Raw genomic sequence first — 18,381 nt, forward strand, 5'->3', positions numbered from 1 at the left:
TTCAACACCAACGAGTCATCTCCATGAGCACCCTGAACCATCACGGCATGAGCTTCGACCTTCAACTCGCGGGGCGGCGCGCGCTTGTCACCGGCGGCACCAAAGGCGTGGGCGCCGCTGTCGTTCAAAGCCTTCGCGATGCCGGCGTGCAGGTGATGACGACGGCGCGCTCTGCGCCGACGCGGTCGACCGGCGACGTGATCCATGTTGCCGCCGATCTCTCGACGCCCGAGGGCGCCGCCAAGGTCGCGCAATCGGTGCTCGACCAATGGGGTGGCGTCGACATCCTGGTCAACGTACTCGGCGGCTCCAGCGCGCCGGGCGGCGGCTTTGCCGCCCTGGATGATGCGCAGTGGTTCGCCGAACTGAACCAGAACCTCATGCCGGCCGTCCGGCTCGATCGTGCACTGCTGCCCGCCATGCTCGCGCAGGGCTCCGGCGTCATCATCCACGTCAGCTCGATCCAGCGCTTGTTGCCATTGCCCGAAGCGACCACCGCCTATGCGGCGGCCAAGGCGGCCTTGTCCACCTACAGCAAGGCCTTGTCGAAAGAGGTGACGCCGAAGGGCGTGCGTGTGCTGCGCGTGTCGCCCGGATGGGTCGAGACCGAAGCCTCCGTGGCACTGGCCGAGCGCCTGGCCGGCCAGGCCGGCACGGACTACGAGGGCGGCAAGCGGATCATCATGCAATCCCTCGGCGGTATTCCGCTCGGGCGGCCGGCCAGGCCGCAGGAGGTCGCCGATCTGATCACCTTTCTGGCATCGCCACGCGCCGGCTCGATTTCCGGGTCGGAGCACCTGATCGACGGGGGGACCGTTCCTACGGTCTAGGAAAGACGAGTCGAACACGGCACGCATGCGTACTCGAAAGCAAAGCGGCCAAGCCATAAGGGCTTGAAGCGCCCCCGAAGCCGCTTGCCAGTCAAGACTCCTCGAGCGCGATTACGTTTATTGCGCAGCCGTCGAAAAAGGCGGGCGGAAATTTCGTGATCGGCGCAATGGATTCGGTATCGAGTCGGAAGAGCGGGCTTCTTTGCAACCCTGTAAACGCGTTCTTTCCTACCATTTCGGTTCCGACTCTCTCCAACACTCTCACGGTCAACCCAATGAACTCACTCATTCGCAAGCTCTTCATCGCCGCTGCCACCACCGCCAGCATCATTGGCCCGGGTGGCGGCGCCCACGCTCAACAGGTGCCGGCAAAGAACGTCGTGCTGGTGCATGGCGCCTTTGCCGATGGTTCGGGCTGGCGCGGTGTCTACAACCAGCTGGTCAGTCGAGGCTATCGAGTCACCATTGTCCAGAATCCACTCACGTCCCTGGCCGACGACGTGGCGGCGACCCAGCGGGCGCTCGCGCGCCTCGACGGGCCCACCATCCTCGTGGGTCACTCCTGGGGCGGCACGGTCATCACCGAGGCAGGTATCGACCCGAAGGTGGTTGGTCTTGTCTATGTTTCCGCCCTCTCGCCCGACGCCGGCGAGACCACGAGCGAGCAGTACACCGGATTTTCAGCCCCTGACTTCGTCATCGACACACAAGCCGACGGCTACGGATTCGTCAATCTCGACAAGTTCAAGATCGGCTTCGCCGGCGATGCCAGCGATGCGGACGCCGCCTTCCTGCGTGACTCGCAGGTGCCGATCAACATGTCGGTGTTTGCGACCAAACTCAATCACGCCGCGTGGCGAACCAAGCCCAGCTGGGCTGTGATTGCCACCGAGGACAAGGCCTTCGACGTGCGGATGCTGCACAAGATGGCTAAGCGGATCGGCGCCACGGTGCAGGAGGTCAAGGCGAGCCATGCGGTCTTTATGACCCAGCCGAAGATGGTTGCTGACGTGATCGATCGGGCTGCGAGGGAGGCTGGGCGCAAGGCTCAGTGAGGCCCATACGGGGCGTCGCCGGCCCGGTCGCCGACGGGCTATGTGCGGCCGGCCTCCGGGCGGGTGAAGCTGGACGGGGACGACGTGACCGGTTGGGCGCCCGAGAAGATGGCGCGGCGCGGTATCGGCTACGTGCCCGAAGGGCGCGGGATCTTCCCACTGCGCCCCTACTAACAGAAGGCCATCCTTGCCACTGAAGCCAGCATCTGCGAGGGCCAGCGCTCCATCCTGCTGGCTATGGCGACTGGCACGGGCAAGACCAAGACCTGCATTGCCCACATCTACCGCCTGCTCAAGGCCAAGCGCTTCCGCCGCATCTTGTTCCTGGTCGACCGTTCGGCCCTGGGTGAGCAGGCCGCGAACGCATTCAAGGACACGCGGATGGAGCGCCTGCAGACCTTCGCAGACATCTTCGATATTAAGGAGTTGGACGACCAACTGCCCGACGCAGACACCGCCGTCCACCTGGCCACAGTGCAGGGCATGGTGCAACGGGTGCTGTACACCGAAGGTGAGGCACCGCCGCCCATCGACCAGTACGACTGCATCATCGTCGACGAATGCCACCGCGGCTACCTGCTAGACCGCGAGTTATCGGTCACCGAACTCAGTTACCGAGGCTACGACGACTACGTCTCCAAGTACCGGCGTGTACCTGAGCGAGCTGACTTACCTGCTGTTCCTGAAGATGATGAAAGAGACGGGGCAGGAAGACCGGCTCAAAGTCTGGAAGCGCCCGAAGAAGTCCGAGCCGCCAGTCGAGCAACCCGGAACCCGCTGGGACGACCTGCTCAACGCCTCGGCCCCCGAGCGGCTGGATATCTACAAGGAAATGCTGCTCGACTACGGCCTGCACGGCCGTGGCGCCGTCCAGGAGATCTACGCCAACGCCAACACCTTCATCACCAAGCCCGCCACCGGCAAGACCCACGCAGGCCGCATCGACTCGTTAGGCCTGGACGAGAACAACTGCCCGGTGATCCTGGAATACAAGCGTCCAGTCGGCGAGAACGTCATCAACCAGGGCCTGTTCTACCTGGACTGGCTGATGGACCACCAGGCCGAGTTCAAGCTGCTGGTGATGGACAACTGGGAAAGCCGGCGGCCGATGCTATCGACTGGACGGCGCCGCGGCTGGTGTGCATTGCCGCCGACTTCACCAAGTACGACGGCCATGCCGTGCAGCAGATCAACCGCAACATCGAACTGATCCGATATCGACGGTTTGGCGAAGAACTGCTTCTGCTGGAATTGGCAAACGCCAGCAGCGCTAACAGTGGCCGCCCTTCGGCAACCAAAACCGTGAAGCTGCCGAAGCCACCGCCCACCGAGCCCGCTGCGGCGAAAGCCGGCACCGGGGATCGGTCGTTTGCCGAGTGGCTGCCTGTGTTAGTCGATTCACTTGGCGTGGTCCACGGGTCGGCGGGCTAGTCACCGAGATCACCCCCTCGGGTTGGTTGCTGCTCCAGCGCTCCCGCGCGTAGCCACCCATCGCAGCTGTGCACCTGCGCAGCTAGTGATCAAAGTGAAACGCTACCGATGCCCGCAGCCCCGAACGCCGAGAAGTCACCCGATCCGCAAAGTTCCGCAGAAGGAAGCCCGCAAGCCGCCGCTCGCCGTCCTCCGAATCGACAATTTCATCGACGGTCGGACGTTGGTGCGGCAGCTCGAGGTCGGCACCTTCGTACGACACCTGCAGGTCGAGGTTGAACTCGTCGAACGAGGCTTGAATGTCGAGCGGACCCGAGATAACGCCAAGGGACACCAAGGTCTCCACCGATTGCACCAGGTTGAACTTGGCCCTCGCGATGACGTCGCTGCGCGCCCCCCACGCAGCCCCGTGCTCGTCGAGAAACCGTTCCAGCGCTATCGGATCGACAGCGCCAGGCGCCACCGTCATCGAAACACTCCGCCGAAGCCCAATGCGAAACAGCAGGTTCAACCCCAGTCCCACCAGTGTCCCCAGCACCAGAGAATTGCCGAACGAAGGCCGCAGGGCCGCCGGCAGGACGGCCACCAGCCCCGGGAAGATCTCGACCGCCAGGCCGAACACGATGGCCAGGCCGATCACCAATGTCTTGCGGGCGTCGAGCAGCCGCGAGGTCATGATCAGCAGGCCGTTGATGACGATGAAGGTGGACGAGAACACCAGCGCCGCACCGAGCACCGGGCGCGGGATGAGGTTGAACAGCATGCCCAGCTTCGGCATGAAGGCGAACAGCAGCAGGATCGCCGCGACCGACCAGCCGATTCGCCGGCTGACGACACCGGTCGCGGTCGCCAAGCCCACCGCGCCGGTGGACGAGTTGATGCCAGGCGCGCCCAACGCCCCGGCCGCGACCGAGCCCAGCCCGTCGGCCAGCACGCCGCGGCTGATGGAACGCATGTCGGCGCGCACCCACCCGGCCTGGCTGGCCTTCTGCGCGGTGGTGACGTTGCCGATCACCTTCAGCACGGCGGCCACGGCGGCGATGAGGAAGGGCAGCACCAGCGTCGCGTCAAAAGACCAGCCGACCGGTCCCAAGGCGGGCAAGGCCAGCAACGGTGCCGTTGCCACGCGAGCCATGCCGTCGGTGTCGAGCCGGCCGAGGGCCGCGCCGATCACGCAGCCGGCGCCCAGGCCGATGAGCACGCTGAAGACGCGCATGCCGCCACGGCCCCAGACGTTGAGGGCGACCATCAAGGCCAGTGTGCCCAGGCCCAGCAAGAGGTCGACCTGCGCCGGCGCCGTGTCGGCTTGCGCGCTGCCCAGCGCAGTGCGCAAGCCGACCACGCCGACCGAAATGCCGGCCAGCAGCACGACCAGGCCGGTGATCTCCGGGGTGAAGAGCGCACGCAGGCGCGGCAGCACGCGCGACAAGGCCACTTCGAAAAGGCCCGCCAGGATCGTCATGCCGAACACCGCCGACAGATCGCCGTTGCGCGCGGCGATGAGCGAAGGAACGACGTAGACCACGCTGGGCGAAGGCTGGCAGAGATAGCCGGAGCCGATGGGCCCGACGGTGATCACCTGCAGCACCGTGCCGACGGCCATCGCGATCAGCGTGGCGCTGACCATCGCTGCCGCCACCTCCGCCGTGCTGCCGGCTGCTTGCGCAACGAGCACGGGGTACACCAAGAAGATCGACATCAGGCCGACATGCTGCAGGCCGCTGAAGATGTTGACGCCGAGCGGAGGCGTCTCGTCCACCCCATAGATCAATCCCACCGGTTTGTGCGACATCGGCTTGCCTTGATTCGGGTTGAGGCGCTCGCGGGCGCAGGAAGCGCCGTGGGGCCGCTGGGCCGCGCGGATCATAGCCCGGCGGGTGAGACGCAGCGCATTGCTTCAGCTGGTTCATTTATCGGCTGAAGCCACTAAGTATTCCTTATCGCCCAGCGACGATAAATGCAGAAAACTGGCTTTGCATGATAGGTGGAGGTCGACCTATCCGGCGCCTCGCCTTGCATGCGTCGTGCGCCGCTGGCGACCGGCACGGCTCGCCACCGGCGCCGACCGTGCGCGCCATGTTTCCGGCGAGCACCCGAACTGCGTGCCGAACCATCGCGTGAAGGCGCTGTGCGTGGTGTAGCCCAGCATCGCCGCCACCTCGCCCAGGCTGTGGTGGGTGTTGGCCACGTAGCGGCGCGCGAGCTCCTGCCTCACTTCGTTGATCAGCGCCTTGAAGGTGACCTCGCGCCCGTCGAGCTCCCGTTGCAAGGTGCGCATGCTGATGCCCAGGCCTGCCGCGACGGATTTGCAGGTGGCGCGGCCGGTCGGCAGCATCAGGTAGATCGCCTTGCGGACCTCCTCGTCCAGGGAGCGCTGCCGGTCATCGGGGAGATCCGCGATCATCTTCCTGGCGTACTCGGCCAGCACGGGGTCGGCGGCCGGGTTGGCCACGTCCAGATCGGCGGCGCGGCACACCAGGCCGTTGAAGGCACTGTTGAACTCGATGCGGCACTTGAAGAAGCGGCGATGAAACGACGGCTCAGCCGGCGCTGCGTGCGTGAAGCTGACGCTCGTCGGCCGCCAGCGGTCATGCAGAAGAACCTCGCCCATGCGGTAGAGAACGCCGATCGCCAGTTCGATGGATTGCGGGGCGGCCACCGAAAGCGCCAGCTCCTCGCGCAGGACGACCATGCTGCCGACGTCCTCGACCTCGATCGCCAAGCGCTCGTTGAGCAGATGCAGGTGCTCGATGAGCGTCAGCAGCACCTGGCGCAGCGTGGCCTGGTGCATGAGCAGCAGGCTGACCACGCCGAAGTTCGACAGCTGGCGCCGGGCCGCCATGCGCAGGCCGAACGATTCGCAACCCGTGCTGCGGGCGGCGTCTTCGAAGAGGCGCGCAACCCGATCCGCTTCGACGAGCTGGTCCGGCTGGCGAATCAGCGTGGTCCGCAGCCCCGCCTGGCGCAGCGCTGCGCCGGGGTCGAGCCCGAGCTCCTGTGCAACTTCGGAGAAGTTCGTCAGCGCGGCTGCGCGCACCAGGGCCGCCATGGTGAAGCCTTTCCGCCGTTCAGTCGTGCGTGGATTTTGGCATCAAATGTCAAGCGAATGGCATGCATTGCAAAGCGCCGGCATGGTGCGACTCCTACAGTCGACTCACCGCCCGAGCCTCCTGGACTCAGGGCAACAAGAAGGAGACAAGACATGCAGATCGAAGCGCTGACTTGCGCGATAGGCGCACAGCTCGTGGGCGTCCGGCTGGCCGACGCGATTCACGATGACGAGCTGTTCTTCGAGATCAAGGCTGCGCTGTTGCGGCACAAGGTGCTGTTCCTGCGCGACCAGGCATTCAGCCGCGAGGAGCACGTGGCCTTCGCCCGCCGCTTCGGCGAACTCGAAGACCATCCGGTTGCCGGCAGCGACCCCGAGCATCCCGGGCTGGTGCGCATCTACAAGACGCCCGACGCGCCCAACGACCGCTACGAGAACAGCTGGCACACCGACGCGACCTGGCGCGAGGTGCCGCCGATGGGCTGCGTGCTGCGCTGCGTCGAGTGCCCGCCTGTGGGCGGCGACACCATGTGGGCCAACATGGCGCTGGCCTACGAGAGGCTGCCCGAGCACATCAAGACGCTGATCGCCCCGCTGCGGGCGCGCCACAGCATCGAGGCGACCTTCGGCGCGGCCATGCCGGCGGAGAAGCGGCTGATGCTGAAGGCGCAGTTCCCCGATGCCGAGCATCCGGTGGTTCGCACGCACCCGGAGACCGGCGAGAAGGTGCTGTTCGTCAACAGCTTCACGACGCATTTCACCAACTTCCACACGCCGGCCAACGTGCGCTACGGGCAGGACTTCGTGCAGGGCGCGTCGTCGCTGCTGCAATACCTGATCAGCCAGGCCGCGATCCCCGAGTACCAGGTGCGCTGGCGCTGGCAGCCGAACAGCGTGGCGATCTGGGACAACCGGGCCACGCAGCACTACGCGGTGATGGACTACCCACCCTGCCATCGCAAGATGGAACGCGCAGGCATCGTCGGCACGCCGACGTTCTGACCCGGCGGCCGAACACCCCGACTTCCCCACATTCCTCACATTCCCCACATTCCCCGGAGCATTCAATGAACTTCCTCGACGGTCACCTGTTTCCCGAAAACCAGCAGCCCCTGGTCATCACGGCCGCACCCTATGCGCCTTCGTGGGTGCCCTCGGATTTTCCCGGCGAGATCGCCGTGACGATGGAAGAGCAGATCCAGAAGGCGGTGGACTGCTACGAGGCCGGCGCCACCGTGCTGCACCTGCATGTGCGCGAGCTGGACGGCAAGGGCTCCAAGCGCCTTTCCAAGTTCAACGAGCTGATCGCTGGCGTGCGCGAGCGTGTGCCCGACATGATCATCCAGGTGGGCGGCTCCATCAGCTTTGCGCCCGAGACCGAAGGCGCCGCCGCCAAGTGGCTGAGCGACGACACGCGCCACATGCTGGCCGAGCTCGACCCGAAGCCCGACCAGGTGACGGTGACGATCAACACCTCGCAGATGAACATCCTGGAGCAGTTCGACGCGCGGGACATCCAGGGCACGTCGATGGAAGACCCGGCCGTCTTCAATGCCTACAAGGAAATGACGGTGCCGGCCCAGCCCGGCTGGGCCGAGGAGCACATCCGCCGCCTGTCGGCAGCGGGCATCCAGAGCGCCTTCCAGTGCTACAACATCAACAGCTTCGAGTCGGTCGAGCGGCTGATGCGCCGCGGCATCTACAAGGGCCCGCTGGCCTTGAACTGGGTGGCGATCGGGGGCGGCATGGACGCGCCGAACATCTACAACCTCGCCAACTTCGTGCGTGCGGTGCCCGACGGCGCGATGCTGACGGTGGAAAGTTCGGTATTGAATGTGCTGCCGATCAACATGATCGGCATCGCGCTCGGGCTGCACGTGCGCTGCGGCACCGAGGACAACCTCTGGAACCAGTCGCGCACCGCGAAGATCGGCACTGTCACGCAAATCGAGCAGCTGGTGCGCATCGCAGGCGAATTCGGTCGGCCGATCGCGACCGCGCAACAGGCGCGCGACATCTGCAAGATCGGGGTGTTCTACGACACGGTCGAAGAGACGCTGCTGGCCAACGGCTTCGCACCCAATCGCAATGGCGGCCAGCAAGGCTTCCTGCGCAAGGCCGCCTGAGCGCGGCACGGGAGGCACCATGAAGCGCTCTTTCCACCTCGCCCTGTGTGCCGCGTTCGCCACCGCGGCGCTGGCGCCAATCCCCGCATTCGCCTTTGCCGACAGGCCGGTCAAGCTGGTCGTTCCCGCGCCGCCGGGCGGCACCATCGACGTGATGGCGCGCATCGTGAGCGACCAGCTCTCGCGCGACATCGGCCAGCCGGTGCTGGTGGAGAACAAGCCGGGCGCGGGCGGTTCGATCGCGGTCAAGTACCTGCTCTCGCAGCCGGCCGATGGGCAGACGCTGATGGTGACGGCCAGCAACGTGCTCACCGAGGTGCCGCATGTGCTCAAGGGCGGCTTCGATCCGCTGAAGGATGTCAAGCCGCTGTCGCTGATGGCGCTCTCCTCGATGCTCTTCATCGCCTCGCCGCAGTTCCCTGCCAAGGACGCGAAGGAGGCCATCGCCTACGTGAAGGCGCATCCGGGGCAGGTGTCCTATGCCTCGTACAGCGCCGGAACGGCATCGCAGTACGCGGGCGCCATCCTGAACAAGGCGGCGGGCCTGGACATGCAGCATGTGCCGTATCCGGGGTCGGCGCCGGCGCTGGCGCAGCTGATGGGCGGCCAGGTTCCGCTGATGTTCGACGGGGCCGTCACGTCCAAGAACCTGATCGCCGGGGGAAAGGTGCGGCTGCTCGCGGTCGCGACCAAGACCCGCATGCCGGAGTTTCCCAACACGCCCACGTTGGCGGAGCTGGGCTACCCGGGGCTGAACTTCAGCAACTGGACGGGCGTGATCGCCTCGTCGCAGATGCCCGCGCCGCTGGCCGAGAAGATCCACGCGGCGCTGCAGAAGGTCGCGGCCAACCCGACCGTGCGCGAGCGGCTGATCGGCGCCGGCTTCGAGCCGATGCCCGCGCGCTCGCTGGCGCAGGCCCAGAGCGAGCTGCGGGAGGAATACGACCGCAACGCCGAGATCGTCAAGACCTTCGACATCAAGCTCAACTGAGCGCCCACCTCCGACGACAGAGAAAAGGAGACGAGACATGGCCAAGGCCATCCGCTTTTACGAGACCGGCGCGCCCGAGGTATTGAAGCTGGAAGACGTCGAGGTCGGCGACCCCGGCCCCGGCCAGGCGCGCGTGCGCCACAGCTACGTGGCTCTGAACTTCATCGACATCTATTTCCGCACCGGGCGCTATCCGCTCGCGCTGCCCAACGGGCTGGGCTCGGACGCGGTGGGCGTGGTCGAGGCCATCGGGCCCGGCGTGACGGACATCCGGGTCGGCGACCGCGTGGGTTATCTGATCGGGCCGCAGGGCGCTTACTCGCAGGTGCGGGTGATGCCGGCGGAGGTGCTGATCCCGCTGCCGGACGGCGTCTCGGACCGAACGGCCGCCACCTTGATGATGAAGGGCATGACGGCGCAGTACCTGTTCCGCCAGGTGTTCCCGCTGCAGGGCGGCGAGACCATCCTCTACCACGCGGCGGCGGGCGGCGTGGGGCTGATCGCCTGCCAGTGGGCCCGTGCCATGGGGGTGACGATGATCGGCACCGTCAGCACCGACGAGAAAGCCGAGCTCGCCAAGGCGAACGGCTGCGCCCACACGATCGTCACCTCGCGCGAGAACATCGTGCAGCGGGTCAAGGAGATCACCGACGGCAACGGCGTGCCGGTCGTCTACGACTCGGTGGGCAAGGACACGCTGGAGGCGTCGCTGGACTGCCTGCAGCCGCGCGGCTCGCTGGTTAGCAACGGCACGTCGTCGGGGCCGGTGGTGATCGACTCCCAGGTGCTGGCCGCCAAGGGGTCCCTGTGGGTCACGCGGCCGGCAATGGTGCACTACATCCAGCCCCGCACGCACATGCTGGAGATGGCACGCGAGCTGTTCGGCCACGTGCTGGCCGGGCGCATCGTTAGCGAGCCCCAGCAGGTGTTCCAGCTCGCGGATGCGGCCGAAGCCCATCGCGCACTCGAGTCGCGCAAGACCACCGGGTCCACCGTCCTGGTGCCCTGATCTTCCTTCCCCCTGAAAGCACTTCCCATGAACGGTTTGATGATGGATCGGCCCTTGCTGATCTCCAGCCTGCTCACGCACGCAGAGAGCCAGCACGGCGACCAGGAGATCGTGTCGCGTCGGGTCGAGGGCGACCTGCACCGCATGACCTACCGCGAGCTCGGCCAGCGCGCCCGCCGGCTGGCCAACGCGCTGGCCGCGCGAGGCATCGGGCCCGGTGAGCGCGTGGCGACGCTGGCCTGGAACGGGCACAGTCACATGGAGCTGTATTACGCGGTGTCGGGCTCGGGCGCGGTTCTGCACACCGTCAACCCACGGCTGCATGCCGACCAGGTGGTCTGGATCGCCGACCACGCGGAAGACCGGGTCCTGTTCTTCGACCTCAGCTTCCTGCCGCTGGTCGAAGCCATTGCGCCGCGGGTGGCCACGATCAAGACCTTCGTCGCGATGACCGACCGGGCACACATGCCGGCCGCCACGACGGTGCCGAACCTGCTGTGCTACGAGGACCTGCTCGAAGCCCACGCGCCCGAATTCGACTGGCCCGAGCTCGACGAACGCTCTGCCTCGTCGCTGTGCTACACGTCCGGCACCACCGGCAACCCCAAGGGCGTGCTCTACAGCCACCGCTCGACGATGCTGCACGCCTATGCCGCGGCGCTGCCGGATGCGCTGTGCTACTCCGGCAGCGACACCGTGCTCCCCGTGGTGCCGATGTTCCACGTGAACGCCTGGGGCATTCCGTACATCGCGTGCATGGTCGGCGCCAAGCTGGTGTTCCCCGGCCCGCGGCTCGACGGCGCGTCGCTGCACGAACTGTTCGAAGCCGAAGGCGTCACCGTGTCGGCCGGCGTGCCGACCGTGTGGCAGGGCCTGCTCGCGCACGTGGAAGCCCACGGGCTGAAGTTCAGCACCATGCGCCGCACCATCATCGGCGGTTCGGCCTGCCCGCCCGCGATGGTCCAGTCGTTCCAGCAGCGGCATGGTGTGGAGGTGCTGCACGCCTGGGGCATGACGGAGACCAGCCCCCTGGGGTCGGTGTGCAAGCTCCAGCCGCGACACCTGCGGCTCGATGCATCGCAGCGGCTGGCCATGCAGGCCAAGCAGGGCCGCGCGGTGTTCGGCGTGGAAATGAAGATCGTCGACGCCGACGGCGAGCGCCTGCCGCACGACGGCCGGTCCGCGGGCGAGCTGATGGTGCGGGGCCCGTGGATCGCCTCGGGCTACTACCGCGGCGAAGGCAGCGGCCCGGTGGTGGACGGCTGGTTCCCGACCGGCGACGTGTCGACCATCGACGCCGAGGGCTTCATGCAGATCACCGACCGCAGCAAGGACGTGATCAAGTCCGGCGGCGAGTGGATCGGCTCCATCGACCTGGAGAACATTGCAGTGGCGCACCCCGCGGTGGCAGCTGCCGCCTGCATTGCCGCGCGCCACCCGAAGTGGGACGAGCGCCCGCTGCTGATCGTGGTGAAGAAGCCCGGCCATGCGCTGTCGCGCGACGAACTGCTCGGCTTCTACGAAGGAAAGATCGCCAGATGGTGGACACCGGACGACGTGGTGTTCGTCGACAGCATCCCCCTGGGCGGCACCGGCAAGGTGCAGAAGAACGTGCTGCGCGACGCTTGGCGCGACCACTTGCTGGCTTCGGCTTGAAGAGTGCGACAACTATTCTTATGAGGAGACACAGACCGTGAAGCAACTCGTGCTGCCGCTTTGCGCGCTCGCCGCCGCGGGCACGGCCCCGGCCCAATCGTCACTCACCCTGTTCGGGGTGGTGGATGCCGGCGTCAGCTACTACAGCGTCAAGAGCCGTTCCTTCGGCGCGACGCTGCCGCGGGAGGTGACGCAAAGCCAGAAGGTGTTGTCGAGCTCGGGCTACAACTCCAGCCGGATCGGGTTTCGCGGGACCGAAGACCTGGGCGGCGGGCTGGCGGCGAGCTTCTGGCTGGAAGCGCCGGTGGCCAACGACTCGGGCGCCTCCGGCATCGCGAACTTCGGCCGCCGTTCGACGGTGAGCCTGTCCGGGCCCTTCGGCGAGGTTCGGCTGGGTCGCGACTACACGGCCTCGTTCTGGAACGACGCGGTGTTCGACCCCTTCGGCGTGAACGGCGTCGGCACCAACCTGATCGCAGTGGTCAACAGCAACCTGGCGGCTTCGCGGGCGCTGGCGACCGGCGGGTTGCTGGGCGGCGGGCTGTCTGCCGGCACCGACAGCTACCTGCGCACCAGCAACGCCATCAGCTACTTCCTGCCGGCGGGACTGGCGGGCGTCTATGGGCAGGTGCAGTACGCGGTGCACGAAAACACCAAGGTCAGCCCTGCGCCGACCGGCACGTCCGAGCGCGGGCGCTACGTGGGCGGCCGCCTGGGCTGGACCGACGGCAGGGCCGACGTGGCACTGGGCTATGGCGAAAGCACCCTGGTCAGCACCGTGCCCGGCGGCGAGACGATCAAGAGCCTGAACATCGGCGGCTCCTACGATTTCGGCATGGTGAAGGTCATGGGCGAGTGGTCGCGCGTGCGCGACGTGCGCGACGGCACCGTGGCCCTGCCCATCCGGGTGACGGACCGCTACGACGGCCTCGTCGCCGGCGTGAACGTGCCGGTCGGGCCCGGCGTCATCCGCGCATCGCTTGCGCGGGTGAACTTCAAGAACGGCAACGGCCTGCCGGACGGCGATGCCTCGGTCAACAAGCTGGCACTCGGCTATGTGCACAACCTGTCCAAGCGCACGGCCTTGTATGCGTCGGTCGCGCGCATCCGCGTGCGCAACGGCCACAACAACCCGGCGGTGATGGGCGTCACCCCGCTGGTGCTGAGCCTGCCGGCCATCCTGCCCCAGCCGGCGTATGTCAGCACCGGCGGCATGGAGCCTCGCAGTTCCTACGGGTACGACTTCGGCATCAGACACGCGTTCTGACGAGCGCGGTCAACCCACTTTCAAACTGCCGAACCTGCGATCGCATGCCCTTGGCAATGCGCGTCCAGAGCTTCCCCGGAAAAGAAGCCGGAAGCCGCGCCTCGACCCTCGTGATCGCCGGCTCGACCTCCGCGACCATCGCATTCATGGCCTCCCACACGGCCTGCCCGCCGTTCTTCATCGCCAGGCCGTGCCAGTGCCTGGCCTGAATGGTGTGAAGCGCGTAGTGCGCATTCTTCGCGCGCAGCGCCATCGCGAGCCCCGCGCTGGGCCATCGGAACTGGTTGGCACCGTCCCCGATGTAAGGCCAGGTCGAGATGACGTCGTAGAGCGGAGTCATCACGTAGGCATCGCCCTGCTCGAGGAATATCGAGTAGTTCTTCGCATGCCCATCGGTGGCCGCCATCAGCCAGAACGCGAGCTGGGTGAGCTGGAACGCGGTGCGATCCAGCTGCGCATCGGCGCTGCCGTCCAGCAACTTCAGGCAGGCCTGCATGCCGGGCCCGCCATCCTTCTCGTATTTCTTTTCGGGCGGACAACCGAGCGCCTGGCAGAAGTCCTCCTGGGGCAGGCGGGCGATCCACTGGTTGCCGTCCATCCAGGCGCGGTCGAAGCGCTCGACGACCAGCACCTTGCGTCCATCGAACTGCGCGATCTCGCAGTTGGCGACCGGCAGGCCCAGCTCGCAGATCAGCTGCGCGCAGAGCCATTCGTTCTCGACGGAATCGGACAGGTCGACGCGCCGTGATCCGCCGACCAGCCCCAGCGGCAGCTTGAAGATGTGCGTGGTCGGCGTCGCGCCATGGGGCCGGCACCATCGCTTTCCGACGCGGGTCAGTGCGGTTTTCTCCTGCGCACCCGCGAGCGAGATGCGGAACAGGTCTTCATCCTCCGCGGCTCGGCCCAGCGGGGTGTCGGAGGGCACGGCGTCCAGCAGCCTGCGCACCTCCGCGTCGTTCAATGGCTCGCAGTCGACGCGGTCCCAGCCCTGCGGCACCCTGCCTTCGGGCAGCAGCTGCACGGCGCCGACGCAGTCCCGGCCGATGGCCTCGAGCAGGGTGAAAGCGTCGGCATTGCGGGTCCTGAAGCGTCGGCTCAGGCGCTCGCGAATCGTGCGGTTGTCGGGCAGCAGGTTGTCGAAATAGTTGGCCACCACCTGCCCGCGGATCTCGCGCGCGCCGGTGATGGGCAGCGACAGCGACAACGAGCGGCGCTTTTCGGACTGCAGCCACTCGCTCGCGTAGGCCAGGGTGCTGGTGCCGCGCTCGACGCTCCAGTGGCCGACAAGCTCGCCGTTCATCCAGATGCCGAGGGCAGCGCTCACCAGGAGCCCTTCTTCGGCGGGATGACGAGCAGAGGCTTCGACATGCGCTTCGCGGCGGTTGTCGCCGGGGGCTTCGCGCGGGACGGCTGGGCAGCCTTGGCGCGCCGTGCGACAGGCAAGGGGTCAGGCTCGCGGGCCAGCACGGGCGCGAATGCCGTCGCACCTTCTGCGCCGTCCCTCAGCACGAGCGTGGCGCCCAGCGCAGAAAGAAGCTGCATGAGCTGGTCGACGCTGATCAGCCCCGGCCTGGCTTCGATTTCTGCGATGCGGGCCTGCCCGATGCCCAAGCGCTGGCCGAGCTGGGCCTGCGTCAGCCCGCGCTGCTTGCGCAAGGAGCGCAGGTGAGCGCGGAGTTGATCGGCGAGCCGGATTGCGTAGTCCATCGTGGGCCTGTTGGGGGGGGAAATATCGGCACTGGCTGATAAATGCACTATATCGGCTGAAAGCGATATATGCAACATATCGGCTTTGGGCGATACCTGCCCCTCCCCCCCAAGGCCCATCGCGCTACGTTCAGGCAGCAACAGCCTCTTCGACCCGCCTGCGCGCACCCACCTTCCGCGCCGCCCGCTCATCCGCCAACGCCCGCGCCAGGGCCCGGTCCCCGGCCCGGCTCGCGGCCTCGACGACCGTGAGATGCAGCAGGTCGCGTTGAGCATGGCTGCCTCCCAGCGGCGTGCTTGCCGCGAGCAAGGGCAGCAGCAGCTCGACGCAGCGCGTGTACTGCCCGGCCGCGAAGGCCCGCAGCCCGATGCTGGCCGGCACCGCCACGTCCCAGTCATGCGCGCCCGCATACCGCACGGCCTCGCTCATCGCAGCCATCCCCGCGATGGATGCCGGCTCGTCGCCGGCCGCAGCCAACGTCATCACGGTGTGCATGTCGTTGAACGCGTTGCGGCCCCAGGCCGCCTGCACGCGACGACGCGCGGCCAGGGCTTGCCATCTGCCCGACACATCGACCCCGCGCAACGTCAGGCGCCACAGCAGGGCCGTCGCGTCGTTGAGGTTCAATGCCACGGCCTCGGGCGCCGGCGTGACTGCAGCGTCATAGAGTGCCAGCGCCGCATCCATGTCACCGGTCGCCATATGCATGAGCGCCAGGTGCCAGTGGTTGTGGACCGCCATCGCGCAATCGGTCGCCCAATCGCGTTGCGTCGCCTTCAGCCAGCGGATGCCATCCTCCGCGCGGCCCTGCATCTCGCAGACATGCGCGACGGCATGCACCGCCCAGCTGTCGTGCGGGTGCAGTTCGACGGCGCGACGCCCGGCGTCTTCTGCCTGCGCGTATTGGTTGCACTCCTCTAGTCCGAATGCATGCATGCCGAGCACGTAGCCATAGCCGTCGTCCTCGACGCTCCAGCGACCCAGCACGCGGGCGACGCGGTCGCGCAGCATGAACGAATGGCCGAGGAAGAGATCGCTCGCGTGCGCCAACTGCAGCGCGAGGAGGTCGCGCGGATAGTCGATCAGGTGCCGGCCGAGCAGCTGGTTGCCGCGCAGCATGTCGCCCTCGCTCCACGCCCCGAGTGCGCCGATCAGCGACTTCTCTCGCGCATTCGCGCCGGCCGCATGGGCCGCTGCGGCATCGACGCTGGCCTTGGCCATGCCGAGCAGTGAGCCATCGATGGCGCCGAGCACCAGGCCGGCCATCAGCAGGTGGCCGGAGACGAAGCCGGGGTCGCGCTCGAGCGTCGGCGTCAGCACGGCGAGCGGATCGAGCCGATAGCCGTGGAAGAGCTGGAGCGCCCGGTCGTAGGCGGCGAGCGAGGACCGGTCGGTGGTGGAAAGCGCTTCGCCGTGCGCATCGCGGAAGGTGTTGGCCATGGTGAAAACTCCTCAGGATTGATGGTTGAGCGGATAGCGGCTGAAGCGTAAATTCAGCGCACTCCGACGCACGAAGCCATTCCGGCAACAAGCCTGATGAATCAGCCAACGAGCACCGCCGCGGCGCCGCTCCCGCGCATCGCCATCGTCGCCACGCCGCTGAGTTCCGCGTCGGTGGTCTACGGCATGTACGAGATGTTCAAGTCCGCGGGCCGCGACTGGCCCTGGGTGCTGAAAGGGGAGTACGGCCAGTCGGTGCTCGACCCGTTCATCGTCGCCGCGCAGCCCGGCCATGTGACGGGCTGCAACGGGCTGCCGATCCGCGTCGACGTGCCGATGTCGGACTGCGCCGCGCCGGACGTGGTCTGCGTGCCCGAATCGCTGCTCGCCATCGACCACAGGGAGGCCGGGATGTTCCAGCGCGAGGCCGCCTGGCTACGCCGCTGCCATGCCGAAGGCTCGCTGATGGCCACGGCTTGCTCCGGCGCCATGCTGCTGGCCGAAGCCGGCCTGCTCGACGGCCACGAGGCCACCACGCACTGGGCCTACTGCGAGACGATGCAGCGCCGCCATCCCGCGGTGCGCGTGCAGTCCCAGCGCGCGCTGATGGTCACGGGGGAAGGGCACCGGCTGGTGATGGCCGGTGGCGGCACCTCGTGGATGGACCTGGGGCTCTACGTCATTGCGCGCTGCGCCGGCATCGAGGCCGCGATGCAGGTGGCGCGGCTCTTCCTGATCGACTGGCACCAGGTCGGCCAGCAGCCCTTCGCGCGCGTCGCACGCTCGGCGCAGGTCGACGACGCGCTGATCGGCCGCTGCCAGGCCTGGATCGCCGACCACTACGCCGACCCTGCGCCGGTGGCCGCGATGGTCCGGATGAGCGGCCTGCCGCCGCGCTCTTTCCAGCGCCGCTTCAAGCTGGCCACCGGCATGGCGCCGCTCGAGTACGTGCACACGATGCGCATCGAGGAGGCGAAGCACCTGCTCGAGACCTGCGACCTGCCGGTCGCGGCGGTGGCGCAGGAGGTGGGCTATGACGATGCGGCATTCTTCGGCCGGTTGTTCCGGCGCCAGGTCAACCTGACGCCGCCGCAGTACCGCCGGCGCTTCGGCGGCTTGCGTGCGGCGCTGGCTGAAGGCGGGGGTCAGGTCGCGCAGCTGCGCGCCGCCTCCAGAATTTCCTCCACCGACGGCATCTTCCCGAGCCCCGCCAGCCCTTCGGTCGCACATTCCACGTAAGCCCAGCGCACGACCCCCGTGCGGTCGATCATGAACAGCCCCTTCAGCTGCGGCCACTGCTTCTCGACGTCCCGCTGGTCGGCCGGCGTGCACTGGTAGCCGTCCATCTCCTGCAGCACCTTCCCCGCCTGCGAGATCGGCAGCGGCTCGGGCAGGTCGCCGAAGGGATTGACGCGCACCGTGTCCAACGCTTCCATCAGCGCCGGCGTGGGCTCGGGCTTGGGGAGGCCGTAGGCGCGGTGGGTGGAAAGATCCGGGTCGGCGGCCAGGGGCACTTTCGTGGGCCTGAACCTGAAGTACAGCCGCGCGTTCTCCGGCGCAGTGGCAACCACCGCCAGGCTTTCCACGCCCATTCCCTTGAGCCTGTCCTCGAAGGTGCCGAGCTGCGCCAGCTGCCGGCGGCAGAAGGGGCACCACAGGCCCAGCATCAAGGACAGGAAAAGCGGGCTGCGGCCGCGGTAGTCGTCGAGCGAGATGATGCCGGAGCCGGTGACGGCCGGGAGGGCAAAGTTCGGCGCCGGTTCGCCGGGCGCCACGGGATGCATCGTCGATTCCATATGAAGTGACTCCTTCCTGCAGA

General features: G+C 67.2%; 17 protein-coding genes and 2 pseudogenes. 13 read left to right on the forward strand and 6 right to left on the reverse strand.

The features are described 5' to 3' along the window. Positions 1–47 precede the first annotated feature (47 nt). The 6 genes and pseudogenes from ACMGEZ_RS19560 to ACMGEZ_RS19585 all read left to right on the forward strand — a co-directional run bounded on the left by ACMGEZ_RS19560 (position 48) and on the right by ACMGEZ_RS19585 (position 3,316). On the forward strand, positions 48–830 hold the full coding sequence (locus tag ACMGEZ_RS19560; RefSeq protein ID WP_436824072.1) for an SDR family oxidoreductase: 783 nt from the start codon (positions 48–50) through the stop codon (positions 828–830). Between the two features lie 275 nt (positions 831–1,105). Beyond that, complete coding sequence (locus tag ACMGEZ_RS19565) at positions 1,106–1,885, forward strand: alpha/beta fold hydrolase (protein ID WP_436823938.1); 780 nt, start codon at positions 1,106–1,108, stop codon at positions 1,883–1,885. Positions 1,886–1,909: 24 nt separating this feature from the next. Further along, a pseudogene (locus ACMGEZ_RS19570) lies at positions 1,910–2,044 on the forward strand (ABC transporter ATP-binding protein); the annotation flags it as partial. 24 nt (positions 2,045–2,068) lie between these two features. Next, positions 2,069–2,452: pseudogene (locus tag ACMGEZ_RS19575) on the forward strand (DEAD/DEAH box helicase family protein); the annotation flags it as partial. Positions 2,453–2,534: 82 nt separating this feature from the next. Beyond that, the gene (locus ACMGEZ_RS19580; RefSeq protein ID WP_436823939.1) at positions 2,535–3,095 is read left to right on the forward strand and encodes a hypothetical protein; all 561 of its coding nucleotides are present in this window, start codon (positions 2,535–2,537) and stop codon (positions 3,093–3,095) included. Beyond that, positions 3,065–3,316 (forward strand): hypothetical protein, encoded by a 252-nt coding sequence (locus ACMGEZ_RS19585; RefSeq protein WP_436823940.1) that lies wholly within the window; start codon positions 3,065–3,067, stop codon positions 3,314–3,316. The genes ACMGEZ_RS19580 and ACMGEZ_RS19585 overlap by 31 nt, the downstream gene beginning before the upstream one ends. Before the next feature lie 82 nt (positions 3,317–3,398). Here the strand turns inward: ACMGEZ_RS19585 and ACMGEZ_RS19590 are convergent, their stop codons facing one another. Then, positions 3,399–5,108: a uracil-xanthine permease family protein gene (locus ACMGEZ_RS19590; protein WP_436823941.1), complete on the reverse strand. Its 1,710-nt coding sequence runs from the start codon at positions 5,106–5,108 to the stop codon at positions 3,399–3,401. A gap of 204 nt (positions 5,109–5,312) precedes the next feature. Beyond that, positions 5,313–6,365: an AraC family transcriptional regulator gene (locus ACMGEZ_RS19595; RefSeq protein WP_436823942.1), complete on the reverse strand. Its 1,053-nt coding sequence runs from the start codon at positions 6,363–6,365 to the stop codon at positions 5,313–5,315. Between the two features lie 153 nt (positions 6,366–6,518). Between ACMGEZ_RS19595 and ACMGEZ_RS19600 the strand changes: the two genes are divergently transcribed. The 6 genes from ACMGEZ_RS19600 (at position 6,519) to ACMGEZ_RS19625 (ending at position 13,414) form a co-directional block, all read left to right on the forward strand. After that, positions 6,519–7,367, forward strand: coding sequence for a TauD/TfdA dioxygenase family protein (locus tag ACMGEZ_RS19600; protein WP_436823943.1), 849 nt, complete (start codon positions 6,519–6,521; stop codon positions 7,365–7,367). 65 nt (positions 7,368–7,432) lie between these two features. Next, positions 7,433–8,491 (forward strand): beta-keto acid cleavage family enzyme, encoded by a 1,059-nt coding sequence (locus ACMGEZ_RS19605; protein WP_436823944.1) that lies wholly within the window; start codon positions 7,433–7,435, stop codon positions 8,489–8,491. 19 nt (positions 8,492–8,510) lie between these two features. Further along, positions 8,511–9,482, forward strand: coding sequence for a Bug family tripartite tricarboxylate transporter substrate binding protein (locus ACMGEZ_RS19610; RefSeq protein WP_436823945.1), 972 nt, complete (start codon positions 8,511–8,513; stop codon positions 9,480–9,482). Between the two features lie 37 nt (positions 9,483–9,519). Next, positions 9,520–10,491 carry a quinone oxidoreductase family protein gene (locus ACMGEZ_RS19615; protein WP_436823946.1) on the forward strand — a complete coding sequence of 324 codons (972 nt, stop codon included), beginning with the start codon at positions 9,520–9,522 and terminating at the stop codon, positions 10,489–10,491. A 27-nt stretch (positions 10,492–10,518) separates the two neighbouring features. Then, on the forward strand, positions 10,519–12,147 hold the full coding sequence (locus ACMGEZ_RS19620) for a 3-(methylthio)propionyl-CoA ligase (RefSeq protein ID WP_436823947.1): 1,629 nt from the start codon (positions 10,519–10,521) through the stop codon (positions 12,145–12,147). 37 nt (positions 12,148–12,184) lie between these two features. Beyond that, positions 12,185–13,414: a porin gene (locus ACMGEZ_RS19625; protein ID WP_436823948.1), complete on the forward strand. Its 1,230-nt coding sequence runs from the start codon at positions 12,185–12,187 to the stop codon at positions 13,412–13,414. On the opposite strand, the gene ACMGEZ_RS19630 is transcribed toward ACMGEZ_RS19625, so the two are convergent. The 3 genes from ACMGEZ_RS19630 to ACMGEZ_RS19640 all read right to left on the reverse strand — a co-directional run bounded on the left by ACMGEZ_RS19630 (position 13,398) and on the right by ACMGEZ_RS19640 (position 16,562). After that, positions 13,398–14,714, reverse strand: a complete 1,317-nt coding sequence (locus tag ACMGEZ_RS19630; RefSeq protein WP_436824073.1) for a type II toxin-antitoxin system HipA family toxin — start codon at positions 14,712–14,714, stop codon at positions 13,398–13,400. The two genes, ACMGEZ_RS19625 and ACMGEZ_RS19630, sit on opposite strands and share 17 nt — an antisense overlap. A 20-nt stretch (positions 14,715–14,734) precedes the next feature. Next, positions 14,735–15,121, reverse strand: a complete 387-nt coding sequence (locus ACMGEZ_RS19635) for a helix-turn-helix domain-containing protein (RefSeq protein ID WP_436823949.1) — start codon at positions 15,119–15,121, stop codon at positions 14,735–14,737. 130 nt (positions 15,122–15,251) lie between these two features. Next, positions 15,252–16,562 (reverse strand): tetratricopeptide repeat protein, encoded by a 1,311-nt coding sequence (locus tag ACMGEZ_RS19640; RefSeq protein ID WP_436823950.1) that lies wholly within the window; start codon positions 16,560–16,562, stop codon positions 15,252–15,254. Between the two features lie 96 nt (positions 16,563–16,658). Between ACMGEZ_RS19640 and ACMGEZ_RS19645 the strand changes: the two genes are divergently transcribed. Next, entirely contained in the window at positions 16,659–17,801 is a 1,143-nt protein-coding gene (locus ACMGEZ_RS19645) for a GlxA family transcriptional regulator (protein ID WP_436823951.1), read from the forward strand. On the opposite strand, the gene ACMGEZ_RS19650 is transcribed toward ACMGEZ_RS19645, so the two are convergent. Further along, the gene (locus tag ACMGEZ_RS19650) at positions 17,708–18,358 is read right to left on the reverse strand and encodes a redoxin domain-containing protein (RefSeq protein ID WP_436823952.1); all 651 of its coding nucleotides are present in this window, start codon (positions 18,356–18,358) and stop codon (positions 17,708–17,710) included. The two genes, ACMGEZ_RS19645 and ACMGEZ_RS19650, sit on opposite strands and share 94 nt — an antisense overlap. Between the last annotated feature and the right edge of the window lie 23 nt (positions 18,359–18,381).

Source organism: Variovorax stachyos, assembly GCF_051400855.1.
GTDB lineage: Bacteria > Pseudomonadota > Gammaproteobacteria > Burkholderiales > Burkholderiaceae_C > Variovorax.